12 protein-coding genes are annotated in these 16,318 nt (G+C 61.5%); 3 read left to right on the top strand and 9 right to left on the bottom strand.

Annotated features, from left to right (window positions below):
* Positions 1-13 precede the first annotated feature (13 nt).
* The 7 genes from CCGE531_RS25270 to CCGE531_RS25240 all read right to left on the bottom strand — a co-directional run bounded on the left by CCGE531_RS25270 (position 14) and on the right by CCGE531_RS25240 (position 8,804).
* Positions 14-1,141: a Xaa-Pro peptidase family protein gene (locus CCGE531_RS25270; RefSeq protein WP_120668864.1), complete on the bottom strand. Its 1,128-nt coding sequence runs from the start codon at positions 1,139-1,141 to the stop codon at positions 14-16.
* A 6-nt stretch (positions 1,142-1,147) separates the two neighbouring features.
* The gene (locus tag CCGE531_RS25265) at positions 1,148-2,368 is read right to left on the bottom strand and encodes a M20/M25/M40 family metallo-hydrolase (protein WP_120668862.1); all 1,221 of its coding nucleotides are present in this window, start codon (positions 2,366-2,368) and stop codon (positions 1,148-1,150) included.
* A 23-nt stretch (positions 2,369-2,391) separates the two neighbouring features.
* Positions 2,392-4,029 carry an ABC transporter ATP-binding protein gene (locus tag CCGE531_RS25260; RefSeq protein WP_120668860.1) on the bottom strand — a complete coding sequence of 546 codons (1,638 nt, stop codon included), beginning with the start codon at positions 4,027-4,029 and terminating at the stop codon, positions 2,392-2,394.
* A gap of 1 nt (position 4,030) precedes the next feature.
* On the bottom strand, positions 4,031-4,861 hold the full coding sequence (locus CCGE531_RS25255) for an ABC transporter permease (protein ID WP_120668858.1): 831 nt from the start codon (positions 4,859-4,861) through the stop codon (positions 4,031-4,033).
* Positions 4,854-5,801 (bottom strand): ABC transporter permease, encoded by a 948-nt coding sequence (locus CCGE531_RS25250; protein ID WP_120669421.1) that lies wholly within the window; start codon positions 5,799-5,801, stop codon positions 4,854-4,856. The genes CCGE531_RS25255 and CCGE531_RS25250 overlap by 8 nt, the downstream gene beginning before the upstream one ends.
* Positions 5,802-5,918: 117 nt before the next feature.
* A complete protein-coding gene (locus tag CCGE531_RS25245; protein WP_120668856.1) occupies positions 5,919-7,469 on the bottom strand; it encodes an ABC transporter substrate-binding protein in 1,551 nt (516 codons plus the stop codon).
* A gap of 12 nt (positions 7,470-7,481) precedes the next feature.
* Positions 7,482-8,804, bottom strand: a complete 1,323-nt coding sequence (locus tag CCGE531_RS25240) for a M20/M25/M40 family metallo-hydrolase (RefSeq protein WP_120668854.1) — start codon at positions 8,802-8,804, stop codon at positions 7,482-7,484.
* A gap of 129 nt (positions 8,805-8,933) precedes the next feature.
* On the opposite strand from CCGE531_RS25240, the gene CCGE531_RS25235 reads away from it, so the two are divergent.
* From CCGE531_RS25235 to CCGE531_RS25225, 3 genes are all read left to right on the top strand, one after another.
* The gene (locus CCGE531_RS25235) at positions 8,934-9,689 is read left to right on the top strand and encodes a GntR family transcriptional regulator (RefSeq protein WP_120668852.1); all 756 of its coding nucleotides are present in this window, start codon (positions 8,934-8,936) and stop codon (positions 9,687-9,689) included.
* A gap of 197 nt (positions 9,690-9,886) precedes the next feature.
* Complete coding sequence (locus CCGE531_RS34910) at positions 9,887-10,150, top strand: hypothetical protein (protein WP_245459298.1); 264 nt, start codon at positions 9,887-9,889, stop codon at positions 10,148-10,150.
* A gap of 83 nt (positions 10,151-10,233) precedes the next feature.
* On the top strand, positions 10,234-10,533 hold the full coding sequence (locus CCGE531_RS25225; protein WP_120668851.1) for a hypothetical protein: 300 nt from the start codon (positions 10,234-10,236) through the stop codon (positions 10,531-10,533).
* Between the two features lie 436 nt (positions 10,534-10,969).
* Here CCGE531_RS25225 and atzF read toward each other — a convergent pair whose 3' ends face one another.
* A complete protein-coding gene (gene atzF, locus CCGE531_RS25220; RefSeq protein WP_120668849.1) occupies positions 10,970-12,781 on the bottom strand; it encodes an allophanate hydrolase in 1,812 nt (603 codons plus the stop codon).
* Entirely contained in the window at positions 12,781-16,317 is a 3,537-nt protein-coding gene (gene uca / locus CCGE531_RS25215) for an urea carboxylase (protein ID WP_120668847.1), read from the bottom strand. The genes atzF and uca overlap by 1 nt, the downstream gene beginning before the upstream one ends.
* Position 16,318 lies beyond the last annotated feature (1 nt).

Genomic DNA, 16,318 nt, shown 5'->3' with positions numbered 1-16,318 from the left:
TTCGCGATGGGAATCAGAACTTACCGGCGATGAGAAGCCTACGGGTGGCGGTAGTCAGCCGCCTACCACCCTTCGGCGTCACCACGACCGTCTCGCTGAAGCCAAGCCGGGCGGCAGTCGCATAGACATGGAAAACCATACCTTCTTCCAGCTGCCAACCCGCATTTGGCAGGAACACGCGGGAGAAATCGCTTGTGCGTGGCGTGCGTGTGTAAAGACCGAGGGTATAGGCGGTGACGTTGTCGTAGTTTGGTCTCAATCCCGAAGATTTGAGGCCTTCGCGGACGATTGCATCCACCTCACGGGCCGCGATACCGGGCCTCATGGCTTCGATCTGCTCGTCTTGTACGGAAACAACGCGCGCGGCGATCTCATGAAGCTTTGGAGTTGCGTCGCCGATGGCGATGGGCCGCATCAGCCGGGCGCCATAGCCACCAACGCGTGGGATAAGCTCCACATGCAGAATGTCACCGGCACCCAGCAGCTCGCCTTTGAAGGCGCCATGCAGAAACTCATGGTTGCCGCTAGCTTTGACGATCGGGCCGGTCTCGCCAGTATCGGCGCCCTCAAGCAGGAAGGTTGCGGCTGCGGTCGCTGCGGCAGCGCGCGTCGAAGAGCCGACGCGGACGTTTTGCAAAATTGCCCGCATGGCCTTGTCGGCAATCGCGGCTGCCTCTGCAAGAGCGGCAATTTCACGCGCCGACTTTATCCATCGCAAGCGGTCGCTGATACCTGGCAGAGCGACAAGGTGGGCCTTCGGCAAATGCGCTTGAAGCCTTGCCGCTGTGTCGGCACTGAAGCTATATGCGGCAACATCCACACCGATGCGAGCACCGGCAAAGCCTCTGTTGCGGATACTGTCCGCGATTACCCTGTGCGGATCGTCGGTATCGGCAAAGCCGATGACATCGGTGATCCAGGTCTTCTCCCGGCAGGGCGCCTCGTCGAGTTCGCGAAGAATGAACCACGGCTGCCCATGGCGTGGCAGCAGGGCGGCGCGGTACATGGTTTCGGAAACGGTATAGCCCGTCAGCCATGCCAGCAGCTCGCCGCTGTCGATCAAAAGGAGATCGACAGCGGCGGCGTCCATTGCTGCATGTGCCTTGGCAATCCGCCAGTCATATTCGTCACGAGGAAACATGTGGCTTCAGGCGATCTCGCAGATGTCGAGAATGGTGAGCATGTAGACGCGGATCATGTCGAGGTAATCGACGATATCGACACGCTCGTCCGGCATGGTGTTGTAGCGCCCACCTGGACCGCAGACGATGCCTTCCATGCCAAGCTCGTGATAGAGGTGGCCGGCATCCGTTCCGTAAAAGCGGGTCGGGGTGATGGCGCCGGTTGGCTGCTTCTCGCCGCGCACGGCCTCATAGGCCGCATTGATCGATGTGACGATGCGCGAGGTGGGCGATACTTCGAAAGGTGGCATCAGCGGACGCCCCTCGATCATCTCGGGAACCAGCTTGGCCTTGAGCCCCGGAAAGCGCTTTTCGAGTTCGACGAGTTCGGTGGTGAGATCGGCGAGAACGCCTTCCTGTGTCTGGCCGGGTGCGTAGCGCGCCGAGCCCCGGATGCGGACGAAATCGGAGACCTGCGGCGGCCGCCATTCCTCAAGGTCGCGCCCGAGCGCGCCATGCACGACGCCGACATGGCCGCGATTTATGGAGCGATGCACTTCGCTTTTCGCGCCGCTGAACGTCATGGCATTGATGCGCGGGATGATGTCGCAGGCGGCGGCGATGGCATCGACGGATTGTTCGCGCTTGGAAAGATGGCGGGTATCGCCGGTAAGCTCGATGACGAAGCTCAGCGCCGCCGCGTGCATTGTCACGGCCGCGAGATCGCTCGGCTCGCTGTTGATGAAATAGTCGGCTCTGACGCCGCTGCGGATCGCCGCGAGCGTGCCGACGCCGCCCTGCAATTCACCCACCACATAGGTCAGGATGATATCGCCCTTGAGCTTCACGCCGGCATCCAGCAGCGTCTTGACGGCGCAGAAATAGGCCGCGTCGCCCGCCTTCATGTTGGACACGCCGATGCCATAAATGAACTTGTCGTCGACGATGCCGCCCCAGGGGTCAACCGTCCAGCCTTCGGTCACCGGATTGGTATCGAGATGGCCGTTGAACAGCAGGCTCTTGCCGCCGCCCGATCCCTTCAGGCGCCCGATGGCATTGAAGCGCTGACCGTCCTCGAAAGGCTGCAACTCAGACTGGAGGCCGAGCGCTTCCATTTCGCGCCCCATGATGCGGGCAAGCTCGCGCTCGCCGTCGGTCTGGGAATGGCTCTTCTGGCGTACCATGTTCGACAGGAAGTCGAGGCAGCTCTTCTCGTCGATTTTGCCGACGAGCGATTTCGGGTCCATTGTATGCTCCTTGATCTGCAATTCTAAATGGATGTGCCCGCGAGCGCGGGAACTGCCGCGATGAGCTGACGGGTATAGTCGGCGCGGGCAGGGCTGACGATTTCGTCTGACGGTACGACCTCGACAAGGTCGCCGCGGTACATCACGGCGATGCGATGAGCGATCTGGCGGAGGAGGTTGAGGTCATGGGTGATGAAGAGAAAGGCCGTGTCGTGCTTGCGGTGCAGTTCCAGCAGCAGCTGCACGATTGAGGCCTGCACTGAAACGTCCAGCGCCGAAGTGATCTCGTCGCAGATGACGAGCTTCGGTTTCGACGCGAAGGCGCGGGCGATGGCGACGCGCTGCTTCTCCCCGCCCGAAAGCTGGTGCGGATAGCGATCGGCATGGCTGCGCGGCAGGCGAACCTGTTCCAGCAGATCGCGGATCTGCTGGAACAGGGAACCGCCTTCGCCCGTGCCATAGAGTTTCAATGGTCGCGCCAGGATTTCATGGATCTTCTGCCGCGGATTGAGCGAGGCGTCGGGATGCTGGAAGATCAGCTGGACATCCTTGCGATAGGACCTGTTCATATCGGCAAGCCCGGTGATCGTCCGTCCGGCGAAGGTCATCCTTCCCTCGAAAGGATTGAGTCCGGTCATCGCCTTGGCGAGCGTCGATTTGCCTGAACCGGATTCCCCGACGATGCCGAGGATTTCGCCCGGCTGCACATTAAGGCTGATGGCGCGATTGCCGGTGAAACGCTTGACGGCGCGGCCCGTCAGCGCCGAGAGAAACGGCTTGCGGCCATAATGCACGCTGACATTCTCGACCTCCATCAGCGGTTTGCTCTCATAGGACGGGCGCGTCTCGATCAGCCGATTGGCCGGCCGAGGTACAGCGGCAAGCAGCTCTCTCGTGTAATCCTGGCGTGGCGCCTTGAAGATATCATCGATGGCGCCCTGCTCGACGATCTCGCCGCGCCGCATGACCGCCACGCGCCTAGCCGTGCGGGAGAGCAGCGCCAGATCGTGCGAGATATAAAGCGAGGCGACGCCAGTCTCGGCTTGAAGATCGAGAAACAGGTCGAGGATCTGCCGTGAGGTGATCACGTCCAGTGCCGTCGTCGGTTCGTCGAAGATGATGCATTGCGGATTACAGGCAAAGGCCGTCGCGATGACGACGCGCTGTTTCTCGCCGCCCGAAGCCTCATGCGGCATGCGCTGCATCATCTGCGCCGGGCTCTTCAGGCCGACGCGGGCAAGCATCGCCTCGCCCTCGCTCCATGCCTGCTTCTTCGTAAGTCCGCGATGACGGCTCAGCGCCTCCGTCAGCTGCGTGCCGAGCGAAAGGGTGGGGTTGAGCGAGGTGCCGGGGTCCTGGAAGACCATGCTGATGTGTTTGCCGCGCATGCGGCCGATTTCGGCCCGTGATTTTGCCGCGAGATCTTCGCCCCGCAGCCGGATGGCGCCGCCGACTTCGCGGGCATTGTCCGGCAGGTAGCGCATGATCGACCAGGCAAGCGACGTCTTTCCGGAGCCGGATTCGCCGACAAGGCCGAGAATTTCCCCGGCGCCGATCTCCAGATCGATATTCTTCAATGCATGGAAGACGCCGTTCGTCGTGAGATAGTCGAGCGAATAATTGCGGATCTGAAGAACGCTGTTTTGTACGGGTTCGCTCATCTCATCCTCCTGTGCGCGGGTTGAGAGCATCGCGCAGACCGTCGCCGAGCAGGTTGAAGCCGACGGCGACGATCGCGATTGCAAGGCTTGGCCAGATCAGGATGCCGGCGCTGATATGCATGTACTGGCGTGCTTCCGAGATCATCAGTCCCCATTCCGTCGCCGGTGGCTGGGCGCCCAGCCCGAGAAAGCTCAGCGTCGCAAACAGCATCACCGCGAAGGAAATGCGGATAGTCGTCTCAACGATGATCGGGGCGACGACGTTGGGCAGCATTTCGCGCAGGATGATGTAGAACGAGCTTTCGCCGCGGGCGATGGCGGCATTGACATAGTCCTGCTTGCGGATGGAAAGGGCGACGCTACGGGTAATGCGCGCCATGCCGGGCGCAAAGGCGACGGCGACGGCCACCAGCGCATTGACGCTGCCGGAGCCGAGCAGATTGACGATCAAGAGCGCAAACAGAAGGTTCGGGATCGACATGATGGCATCGATCGTTCGCATGATCATCTCATCGGCGCGACCTCCCAGATAGGCCGACACCGTACCGATGAGGGCGCCGGCAAGGGTTCCGGCCAGCGTGGCGACGACCGCCGTGATCACCGTCGCACGGGCGCCGATCAGAAGCCGGCTCAAAATATCGCGGCCATATTGATCCGTTCCGAGCAGGAAGGTCATGCTCGGCCCCTTGTAGCGGGCAAGGATCGACATGGCTTCGGGATCGCGGGGGGCGAGCCACGGCCCGAATGCGACGACGATGAACACCAGAATGATGAGGATCAGGCCAGCGGCGCCTTGCGGCGTGCGCAACAGCCGCTTGAGAAGCTCAACCATATTGGATCCTCTTGTCGAGCCAGGCATAGAGAAGGTCGGCTGCGAAATTGACGATGGAGTAGGTTGCCGCCATGAGCAGCACGCCGGCCTGGATAGAGGGCAGGTCGCGTGTCTGGATGGCGACGATCAACTGCCGGCCGATACCGGGAATGGCGAAGATCTCTTCGACGACGATGATGCCGCCGAGCAGATAGCCGACATCCAGCGCAACGACGGTGATGGTCGGCAACAGCGCGTTGCGCAAGGCGTGGCCGAACAGGATCCTCGAAGCGGAAAGGCCCTTCAGCCGCGCCGCGCGGATATAGTCGGTGTGCAGGACATCGACGAGTTCAGAGCGCACCATGCGCGAGACGTGCGCAATCAGGATGATGGAGATGACGCAGACGGGCAGCGCCAGATGCGCGATGCCATCGAGGAAATTTTCGGTGAGTGGCACGTAGCCGGTCGCGGGCAGCCATTTCAGCCAGTCGGAGACGACCAGTACCGCAACCGTCGCCGTCACGAATTCAGGCAGGGAAACGCCCGCGTAGGACACAAGGCTGACGAGCATATCGGTCAGGCGGCCGCGCCGCATCGCGGCGATGACACCGAGCGGAATGGCGAGCACCAGCATCAGGCCGATCGACAGGCAGGCAAGCAGCAGGGACCGTCCCAGCGCTTCGAACATGACGGGACCGATGGGCTGGCCGGTGCGCAGCGACTGGCCGAAATCGCCATGCAGGAGCCCGCCTAGCCAATGCAGATATTGCAGCCAGACCGGGTCGTTGAGGCCCATCTGCTGGCGCAGGGCGTCCAGCGCCTGGGAGGTGGCGTTTTCGCCCAGCATCATCACCGCGGCATCGGCCGGCAGGATCTGGGTAATGGCGAAGACAACGAGCGACACAACGAAGAGCGTGTAGACGATCATCAATAGTCGCTTGATCAGATAGTGCGGTGACAAGGGCTTGTTCCCTGGCGTTCCTGTGGCCGGCTGCGGATCGCGCGACCGGCCTTTGGGCTGCGTTGCGCGTTCAAGGGCGACGCGCAACGCCTATGTCGGCTTCGAGCCTGGGCGAGATCAACTCCGCTTCGGTGCCTTGTCGGTCAAGGCGGTGAAATCGAGACGGAAGACAGATGCGCGCGGATGGACTTCGAAGCCCGAGACCCAGTCGCGCTTGGCCGCTAGGACATCGAAGAAGACCGGGATGATCGAGGGGACTTCCTCGTTCATCAGCTTTTGCGCCTCCGCATAGAGCGCCGACCGCTTGGTCTCATCGGTGATCCCGCGTGCTTCGTTGACGACCTTGTCGAAGGCCGTGTTGTTCCAGCGCGTTTCGTTCCAGGCTGCGTCGGACGTGTAGAGAAGCTTGAAGATGGCGTCGGCCGTCGGCTGCATGTTGTAGAAGCCGACATAGAAGCTGCCCTTCTTCCAGACCTGATCGAGATAGGTGGCGTGCGGCATGGTCTGGACGTTGATCCTGATGCCGGCTTCCTTGGCCATTTCACGCAGCGCCACGGCAAGCTGTGTCCGCTGGCTCGGCTTGTCGGAAGCGATCAGAGTGGCTTCGAACCCGTCGGGATAGCCCGCTTCGGTGAGCAGCTTCTTCGCCTCCTCGATATTGGCCTGGCGCAGCGGCAGGTCCGTGTAGAAGTGATAGGAGGAATTCAGCGGCGTGTCGTTCCCCGGTGTTCCGAAGCCTTCGGTCACGAAATCGACCATGGCCTGACGGTCGACGGTCAGCGCCAGGGCGCGCCGGACGCGGGGGTCGTTGAACGGCTTGGTATCGCAGCCGAAATTGATGTTGCAGAACTGGCCCGACGGAATGCGCAATGCGTTGACGCCCTGAGCGTCCTTCATGCGCAGGTATTCGGTGGGCTGGACGGTGGAGACAATGTCGACGTCACCGGCCAGAAGGGCAGAGGTTTGTGCCGAGATATCCGGGAAAACCTGGATTTCCACGCGGTCGAGATAAGGGCGCTTCGGATCGTAATAGTCCGGATTGCGTTCGAAGACGATTAGGCGGTCGGGCTCATAGGATACGAGCTTGAAGGGGCCGGTGCCGTTTGCCGTCGTCGACAGCTTCTTGAAGTCGCCGGTCGCGATCGAGGCGGGGATAATGCGGGCCACCGTATAAGCCATGGCGACCGGGAAGTCGGCATAGGGGCCGGAGAGCTTGAAGACGGCGGTCAGGGAGTCGGCAGCCGTGACATCGGCGATCGGACCGACGTTGTTGCGCGCCGGAGACGCATTGTTCGGATTGAGGATCGCCTTGAAGGTCTCGACGACATCCGTCGCGGTGAAAGGCGAGCCGTCATGAAATTTCACGCCGCTGCGAAGCTTGAACGTCCATTCGGTCAGTGCATCGTTGGCGCTCCAGGATTCGGCAAGGTCCGGCTCGATTGTCATGTCGACCTTCAGCCGCGTCAAATTGCTATAGAGCAGTTCTGTGACCATGTATTCTGGATTGACGCGGGTCAGAAGCGGATGGATTACGCTCGCCGCCTGATCGACGGAGATCCGCAATATCCCGCCCTTTGCCGGCGCGGCAGTCTGAGCAAGGCCGAAAGATGGCGCTGTCAGGAGCGCTGCCGTTCCGGCCAGAAAATGACGTCGGTTCAACTTCAGCATCTGGTGTTCCCCTTATTTTGACGCGGAATTGTCTGGAATGAGATCGGCGGAAAAATCATGCGCGAGATAAGCAAGAATGCTTTTCGCCAGGGCGATGATATCCGTCGTTGTCGTGTGTTCTTCCGGGCTGTGGATGCAGCTTTCGGGGCGTCCGAGCCCGCCGAGCAATATCTCCTGCATCACGCCTGCCTGTTGTACGTAACCGAAATCCGAGCAGCTCGCGGCACCCCATTTGCTGAAGTCAGAAGGCTGGTAGCCGAAGCCGAGGCTCAATGCCCTCTGCCAGCGCGGCCAATGGGGACCATCGGGGTCCGTCGTCGGGATCAGATGGCCGACGAGATCGATGTCGAACTCAAGGCCGGGCGTTTGCGCCACGCATACGCGCACCAGATCCTCGAGTGTGGCGCGCGCCGCATCATAGCTTTCCTCGGGAGCGTAACGGCGGCTGATGAGGATCTTGACCTCGGCCGCGACCTGCCCGCCCGACGTGCCGCCATTGACTGCGGATATGGACAGCTGCGGCCGTAGCGGGCCGCTCGCATGCGGCGGCGGCTGCAGTTTAGACTCGAAAGCGGCGATCTTCGGCTTCAGCGCATGAAGCGCATTGAGGAGGGGAAGGGCGCCCTCGATGGCATTGACGCCCGAGCCGGAGCGGTTGCCTTCGCCGGCATGAACGGCGTGCCCTCTAAGGCTGATCTGCAGGTTAAAGACACCGAAACAGCCGGCCCATATGCGCGGTGCGGCCGAGCCATTGAAATTGACGATATGTCCCTTCAGCATGCCTTGTTCGGCGAGATAGCGGATTCCGGGGTAAAGTCCGCCTTCCTCGTCCGTGCACAAGAGCAGCATCGGATCATACGCAAGCTCGACGCCATGGTCGCGGGCGGCGGAAAGCGCAAGCAGGGTTGCGGCGATCGTTCCCTTCATGTCGGCGGCGCCTAGTCCGAAAAGCTGGTCTCCTTCTTGCGTCAGGCAAAGCGGGTCGCGCTGCCAGCCGGGTGACACGGGAACGGTATCCACATGGTAGTAAAGGCCACAGATCGGTTTGTTCGCTGCTCGCTCGGCGACAAGATTGACGCGCTCTCCGCAAGCCGGGCCATTGGCGACACGCCACAGCGCGTCCGGCACGGTCACGCGTCTGGTTTGAAAGCCGAGAGGCGTCAGCAGGTCTTCCATCAGATCAGCGAAAGCGAGATAGCCCAGACCCGGCGGAAAAGACGTGTCAATGGCGATCATCCGCGCCAGATCGGCGACTGCGATCTCGACATTGCGCTCGATGGCGCCCATGGCGTTTGCCAACGGTACTGAGCGGAGTGATAAGTCTTGATCGGCCATGTTGAGTTCCGCAAAAGGACGCACAGAATAAGAAAGACTCTGCTTTCTCATTCATATAAACTATATAGTAATGATGCTGCCACGCTTTCCATGAGTCAACTCCAAATAAGAGGCAATTAATTGCGTGAAATGCCCAATTTTTCAGCAGATACGTCCCGTGCGACGGATTTTTCCGCGCCTCTCTATGAGGTCGTGAAGCGGCAGGTTACGGAAGCGATCATGATGGGCAAATGGCCCGCTGGGACTGTGTTGCCGAGCGAGATCGCATTGTCGCAAATGTTTGGCGTTGCAGTTGGTACGATCAGGCGCGCTCTTATGGATTTGACCAATGAGGGCCTGCTCAGTCGCCGTCGCAAAACCGGCACAGTTGTCACCGGGCGCACGCCCCAGCACAGCCTGCGCTTCTTTTTCCATTATTTCCGGCTGCACGGGTTGGACGGATCGCTGCAGAATTCTACTTCTGAAGTTCTTTCATTGGAGCGGCGTCAGGCAAGTGAGGAAGAATGCGCGGGCCTGCGGCTAGAAAGCCCGGCGGAAATCATCGCCGTCCATCGTCTGCGCAGCGTCGGTGGCAAGCCTGTCATGCACGAAGTCATGGCCCTGCCGGCGCATCTATTGCCCGGTTTCCCGGAAGAGAAGGGGGATGTGCCGGCGCTGCTTTATCTTTATCTGCTCGATCGCTACAGCATTCGTATTTCGGCTGTGCGCGAGCAGATCGCGGCCGACATGGCGACGGAGGAGGACGGCCGCTTGCTGCAATTGAATCTGCCCGGTGCCGTGCTGACGATCGATGAAGTCGCCTATGATCAGTCTGCGGTTCCGGTACTAGTTGCAAAACATCGTGCAACCACCAGAAGCCATCGATATGTGCACGAGGTCCAGTAGCGGTCTGGACTCAGCGCAAGTGGAAACCACCCTTGCTAACCAGCGGCTTTCTCAAGCTCGTGATGATGGCACAAATCCTCGGACAATAGTTATTATATTCCGAGCTTTTGTATCAATGTCTGGTTCCGCGACTCAACGCCAAATCGCCCGGACCGTGCTCATCGAGCGCGGCGTAGCACGTCTGGCGGAGCTTCGGAATGCTGGTGGCGCGCCTCGCTTGCGGTCTCTACCAACTTCCCGATGCCGAGCTCGATGCCAACCATAGTCTGGCAGAGATCGCCAAGCGCGTTCCGAAAGCCGTTGTCTGCCTTGCTTCAGCTCTCGCATTCCACGGCCTCACCGATCAGGCTGCCCTCCATGTCGACGGACTGCAACTCTATTGTTCCGTCGAGCATTCCAAGCCAGATGGATGCCGCAACAAAATGCGGCTCTCAAGTGGACACCTGCCTTTTAACGGATAGTATGAGCAACCGCCATCAATCCTCAGGCACTTGTGATCGCAGGACAATGTGTGAGCCGGTCGCCCAGGAATACGAGGGACTCTATGCCCGTTTCGAGATCGACGGAAATGTCGCTAAATCGTGATCTTCGCCCCATCCTGCTGAAATGGGCAAAAAAATTCGTCGAATCGGAGGCTGCGGCAGATCGCGTTGTGCGGCGGACCATCAACGTTATCTGTGATAATCCCGAGCTCTTGGATGGGGCTCATATGAACGAAGCACTTTTCGCTCTCTTGCGCCGATACGCCTTCGACGAGAATGATTTGAGAACAAGCCGGCAATCCGAAAGCGCGAAGTCAGCCGTCATCGATATGACCGACGAAGAAGTTCAAATGGAAAAATAGTTTCCATAATAAGCTCTTCTGTCGGTCGACTTGCCCGTCTGGACGACTGGGCGGTTCGTATTCCATCAGAGCAAAGCGTTCTCGGCAATCATATGTAAAAATGCATCGGCCACCCTCCGCACGTTTCGACACCGGCCGCGCCATGACTGAAAAGCGAGATGCGGAAGGTTGTGCCTTCGATTTTTGCGGCCATTGCTCATAAAAACCGCTTTCTTGCGTTTCTGAGACAGCGATGGCGAGACCACGATCGCGATTATAGGCCGTTCACCGGGCTCCGGTTAGCACGATCGATCACTCTCGCGGGATGCCTCGCCGCAAACCCCGGGAGGATTGCGTTAAATCACGACTATCAATCGCAAGGGTTCTGGCGATCAGGCCGTCGAGAATGATCTGCATTGTCCGTAGGAGGAGCTTTCTCATCTCGTTTCTCCGTCATTCAAGCCGTGGCAGCCGCGGTGCGAATAAAATTTCGCCAGCCGCCAAACGCGGTGATGTCTTTGGCTCCCGTTGTGGCGTGGCTCTCGCAGAGAAAGCCAGAAACCACCGTGCCGTCGTCGAGGGTAACCTTGCCGATGCCGAGCGGTGCTGGGATTTTCTGGACGAAACAGCCGAAGGCTTCGGGTGACACTGCCCAGACCTCGACCTCTATACCGCCGCCTGTAAAGCCGGGTTCGCGCACCAGCCCCGGCTTGGGCGGGACGGTTCCCGGCAGCGCGAAGAGACGGTAGTCGCCGGCCGTCCGGCAGGTCTTCAGCCGATAGCCACCGGCGGAGGTGAGCTCGTGGTTGAGCGGCATGCCGCTCAAATGTGCCCCGACGACGACGATCGGCACAGAGCCGTCATTTGCCGGCGGCACGCGGCTTGCCTCGGGGATTGTTGCTGCGCGATCCCTGCCCATCCCTGCGCTCAAGCTCCGGTGCATGGCGTCGGCGAAGGGGGCCAGCGCCTCGTCGGTGAAGGCCGGGCCGATCAGGGTCACGCCGGCCGGCAGGTGGCCGGTGGCGTCGAAGCCGGCCGGAATGGCGATCGCCGCGCAATCGAGCAGATTGACGAAGTTGGTGTATCGGCCGAAATGCCCATTCTTGACGATCGGGTCTGCCATCATCTCCTCAACCGTGTAGGTGGTCGGCGAGGTCGGCAGCATCAAGATATCCGCCTTCTCCCATTCCCGCCTGGTCTTCTGGCGCAGCGCTTCGAGCTTGTATCTGCCCTCGAATGCGGCAACGGCGTCGTAGGTTTTCGCACCTTCGATGATGGTGCGCACCGTCGGGTCGAAATCGGCGGCATTGCTGGCGAGAAAATCTTTCACCGCCGCCAGCCGCTCGGCGACCCAGGGTCCGTTATAGAGCAGCTCGGCCGCCTGCCGGAAGGGGGCGTAATCGAAGGGAACGATGGTCGCGCCGAGGGTGCGCGCCCTCTCGATCGCAGCGTCATAAAGGGTCTCCACATCTCTGTTGCCGAAGAATTCCCGCTCCGCCCCGTCGAGCACGCCGATCCGCAGGCCGGAGACGGGCAGGCTGGCGGATGCAGCCTTGCGCGAGAAGGGGTCGGCGGCGTCATAGCCCTCCACTACCTTGCGGATCGCAACTCCGTCGCCGACCGTCGCGGCAAAAATAGTGACGACATCGACGCTGCGGCAGGCCGGCACCACGCCGACATTCGGCAGCAGCCCCGGCGTCGGCTTGATGCCGACGAGATTGTTGAAGGCCGCCGGCACACGACCGGAACCAGCCGTGTCGGTGCCGAGCGCGAAACTGGCAAGGCCTGAGGCGACGGCAACCGCCGAACCGGAGCTCGAGCCGCCGGACACATAATCTCTGTCGAAGACCGAGCGCGGCGCTCCATGCGGCGAGCGCGTGCCGTTGAGGCCGGTCGCGAACTGGTCGAGATTGGTCTTGCCGATCACCAGCGCGCCGGCGGCCTGGAGCCGCGCAACCACCGTCGCATCCTCGTCAGGATGATAGGCGAAGGCTGGGCAGGCGGCCGTGGTCGGAAGACCCGCCACATCGATATTGTCCTTGACCGCGAAGGGAATGCCCCAGAGCGGCAGGCTGTTCGGTTTCGGCGCGCGGGCCAGCAGCACCTTGGCGGCGGCGCGCAGGTCATCGTCCAGGGTCGGCGTGATGAAGATCGCCGGATCGTCGGACGCCTTGCGGCGGCGGATCACCTCCTCGACGAGATCAACGGGCGATAATCCGGCTGCATAGGCGGAGTTGAGCGAAGCGAGATCGAGAATGATGGGGAGCATCAGATTTCCTCCAGCACGACGAGGATATCGCCGGCTTTGACGTTGCGGCCGGGACCTGCGCGCAGATCGCGGACGCGGCCCGCGGCATGAGCGGTGACGTTGATTTCCATTTTCATGGATTCGATGATGGCGAGCGTCTCGCCGGCGACGACCGGCTGGCCCTCCTCGACGAGGACCTTCCAGACGTTGCCGGGCACGGCACTTTCGACGCCGAAGCAGCCTGTGGGAATATCGCCGCTGAGCCCGGGACCGCTGCCCTCGTCGACGGAGAAACTGTCGAGGCCGAGATCTTTCCAGCGCTGCCGTTCGGCCTCGAAGGCCGATTGCTGGCGAGCTTTGAAAGCGCCGATCGCCTGCGCATTGGCGGCAAGCTCCGCCTCATAGGCCGCATAGGAGAATTCGCTCTCCTCGATGCGGATCGGATAGCCGCCATGCGGGAAAGCGGCGCGCGCTTCGGTCAGTTCCTCATGACTCACCGGGAAGAAGCGGATCTGGTCGAAGAAGTCGAGCAGCCATGGCTTTTCTTTGGAAAAGACCTTCGTCTGGCGCCAGGTGTTCCAGACCTGGATCGTCCGGCCGAAGAGCTGATAGCCGCCGGGGCCTTCCATGCCGTAGATGCACATATAGGCGCCGCCGATGCCGACGGCGTTTTCCGGCGTCCAAGTCCGGGCGGGATTGTACTTCGTCGTGACAAGCCGATGGCGCGGGTCCATCGGCGTGGCGACCGGCGCGCCGAGATAGACGTCGCCAAGCCCTAGCACGAGATAGCTGGCATCAAAGACGATGTCGCGCACCGCCTGTTCGTCGGCGAGGCCATTAATGCGGCGGATGAACTCGATATTCGACGGGCACCAGGGCGCATTCGGGCGGACGAGCTCCTGATATTTGCGCATCGCAAGTTCGGCATCGGGATCGTTCCAGGAGAGCGGCAGATGCACGATCCGGCTTGGGACCTTCACCGCTTGCGCCGGGGGCAGGGAGGCCTCTATCTCGGTCAGGAGGCCGAGAAGGCGCGTGCGGGCAAGGCCGGTTCCGTCATAGTGGATCTGCAGCGACCGTATGCCGGGCGTAAGGTCGATGAGCCCCGGAAGCTTCGCCTCCTTGATCGCCTGCATCAGAAGATGCACGCGCAGGCGCAGCGCGATGTCGAGCTGCATCGGCCCATATTCGACCAGCAGATTGTCGTCTCCTTGGCGGCGATAGACCACAGGAACCGGTCCCACCTCACTGCTTCCGATGATCGAGGCGCCGGCGTCAACGCCGATGCGCTTCACGACCGGTCCGGCGATCGGGTCCTCGGCGCGCTTCACCGCATGGAAGCGGATCTTGTCGCCCGGTTTGAACTGGCCCATCTTCCACTGCTCGTCGCGCGCGATCACCGCCGGGCAAACGAAGCCGCCGAGGCTCGGGCCATCTGGACCGAGAATGATCGGCATGTCGCCGGTAAAGTCGATTGCGCCGACCGCATAGGCATTGTCGTGCAGGTTGGAAGGATGAAGCCCGGCTTCGCCGCCGTCCGTGCGCGCCCATTTCGGCGCGGGGCCGATCAGGCGCACGCCGGTGCGGGCGCTGTTGAAATGAACTTCATATTCGGTTGAAAACAGCGTTTCGATATCCTCCTCCAGGAAGAAGTCGGGAGCGCCGTGCGGGCCGTAGAGCACGCCGACTTCCCAGCTGCGCGTGAGTTCGGCCGGTTCATTGGCCGGCTTCGGTGCAGGCTGCGAAGCGCGGGCGAGCCGCAGCACATGGCCGGCGCGAAGTGTTCCAGTCGCATGGCCTCCAAACTGGCCGAGACCAAAGGTCGCGCGCGAACCAAGCACCTCCGGGGCCGCGAAACCGCCGGCAACGGCGAGATAGGCACGCTGGCCGGCATCCGCGATCGCACCGATCGAAAGCGTCTGACCCGCCTTGACGAGGATTGCCGCATCATGTTGAGCCGGCATGCCGTTCAGCGTCATCGGCATTTGCGCGCCGGCCAGCGCGACCGTGACATCTGAGAAGAATTTCAGCACCGGCCCGGAGACGGTCAGCTCCAGCGCCGCCGTCTCGTCGGCATTTCCGACCAGCCGGTTGGCATGGCGAAAGGATCGCTCGTCCATCGGCCCGCTTGGCGGCACGCCGACATGCCAGAGACCCAGCCGCCCCGGTAGCTCCTGCAGGCTCGACTGGGCGCCCGGCGAAACCACCTCGACCACATCGGGCAAGAAGATAAAATCCTTGAGCGCTGTCGTCGCCACATGGCCGCTCGCCAGAAGATCGGAGGCCGCGATCGATTTCAGATAATCGAGATTGGTCTCGATACCGGAAATCGTGCTGTCTTCGAGCGCCTTGCCGAGCGCTTTAATCGCGCTTGCGCGATCCTCGGCCGTCACGATCACCTTGGCGAGCATGGGATCATAATAGGAGCTGACCTCCGTGCCCGTTTCTATCCAGCCGTCGACGCGTATCTTGTCCGGAAAGATGACCTCGGTCAGCAGCCCGGCGCTCGGCCTGAACCCGGCATGCGGCATCTCGGCATAGATGCGCGCTTCGATCGCCGCACCCTTGGGAACGAGATTTTCCTTTCCGGTCAGCACGTCTTCGTCGGCCGCTTGACGGATCATCCATTCGACGAGATCGATGCCGAAGACCGCTTCTGTCACGGGATGCTCGACCTGCAGGCGGGTGTTGACCTCGAGGAAATAGAATTCCTCGCGTGCCGGGTCGTAGATGAATTCGACCGTTCCCGCCGATCGGTAGCGGACGGACATACCGAGCGCGACGGCCGCCGCATGCAGGCGGATCCGAACCGCATCGGACAATCCCGGCGCCGGGGTCTCCTCGATCACCTTCTGGTTCCGGCGCTGCAAGGAACAGTCGCGCTCGCCGAGCGCGATCACCCAGCCATCGCCGTCGCCGAAAATTTGCACCTCGACATGGCGGGCCTTGGCGACGAAACGCTCCAGGTAGACACGCGCGTCGCCGAAGCTTGCGCGCGCGGTGCGCTGGACGCTCTCGAAGGCAGCACTCAGGCTTTCCGGGTCATGGCAAAGCTGCATGCCGATGCCACCGCCGCCGGCGGTCGATTTCAGCATCACCGGATAGCCGATCTCGGTGGCAGCCTTCAGTGCTTCATCACTCGTTTCCAAGAGGCCGCTGCCGGGCAGCAGCGGCACGCCGCTTTCACGCGCCAGTTCGCGGGCCCTATGCTTCAGCCCGAAGGCGGCGATGTTGTCGGGCGTCGGTCCGATGAAGGCGATACCTTCTCTGGCCAGCCGTTCGGCAAAGCCGATATTTTCCGAAAGGAAGCCATAGCCCGGATGCACGGCCTCGGCGCCGGTCGCCTTGCAGGCGGCTATAACGGCGTCGATGTCGAGATAGCTTTCGGATGCCGGCGCCGGGCCGAGCCTTATTGCCTCGTCGGCCATCCGCACCGCCTTGGAAAAGCGGTCGGCATCGGAATAGACGGCAACGGAAGCAATCGCCATGCGCCGCAATGTCTTGATAATCCGGACGGCGATTTCGCCCCGGTTTGCGATCAGAACCTTGTTGAACATG

The sequence above is a fragment of the Rhizobium sp. CCGE531 genome (assembly GCF_003627795.1).
GTDB lineage: Bacteria > Pseudomonadota > Alphaproteobacteria > Rhizobiales > Rhizobiaceae > Rhizobium.
The sequence above is the reverse complement of the archived record's forward strand: the minus strand, read 5'-3'. Positions and strand labels throughout refer to the sequence as shown.

Coding starts and splice junctions, on each gene's coding strand:
- CCGE531_RS25270 (WP_120668864.1), bottom strand. CDS start 1,141: ATGTTTCCTCGTGACGAATATGACTGGCGGATTGCCAAGGCACATGCA.
- CCGE531_RS34910 (WP_245459298.1), top strand. CDS start 9,887: ATGCTGGTGGCGCGCCTCGCTTGCGGTCTCTACCAACTTCCCGATGCC.
- CCGE531_RS25225 (WP_120668851.1), top strand. CDS start 10,234: ATGCCCGTTTCGAGATCGACGGAAATGTCGCTAAATCGTGATCTTCGC.
- atzF (WP_120668849.1), bottom strand. CDS start 12,781: ATGCTCCCCATCATTCTCGATCTCGCTTCGCTCAACTCCGCCTATGCA.
- CCGE531_RS25260 (WP_120668860.1), bottom strand. CDS start 4,029: ATGAGCGAACCCGTACAAAACAGCGTTCTTCAGATCCGCAATTATTCG.
- CCGE531_RS25235 (WP_120668852.1), top strand. CDS start 8,934: ATGCCCAATTTTTCAGCAGATACGTCCCGTGCGACGGATTTTTCCGCG.
- uca (WP_120668847.1), bottom strand. CDS start 16,317: ATGTTCAACAAGGTTCTGATCGCAAACCGGGGCGAAATCGCCGTCCGG.
- CCGE531_RS25245 (WP_120668856.1), bottom strand. CDS start 7,469: ATGCTGAAGTTGAACCGACGTCATTTTCTGGCCGGAACGGCAGCGCTC.
- CCGE531_RS25240 (WP_120668854.1), bottom strand. CDS start 8,804: ATGGCCGATCAAGACTTATCACTCCGCTCAGTACCGTTGGCAAACGCC.
- CCGE531_RS25265 (WP_120668862.1), bottom strand. CDS start 2,368: ATGGACCCGAAATCGCTCGTCGGCAAAATCGACGAGAAGAGCTGCCTC.
- CCGE531_RS25255 (WP_120668858.1), bottom strand. CDS start 4,861: ATGGTTGAGCTTCTCAAGCGGCTGTTGCGCACGCCGCAAGGCGCCGCT.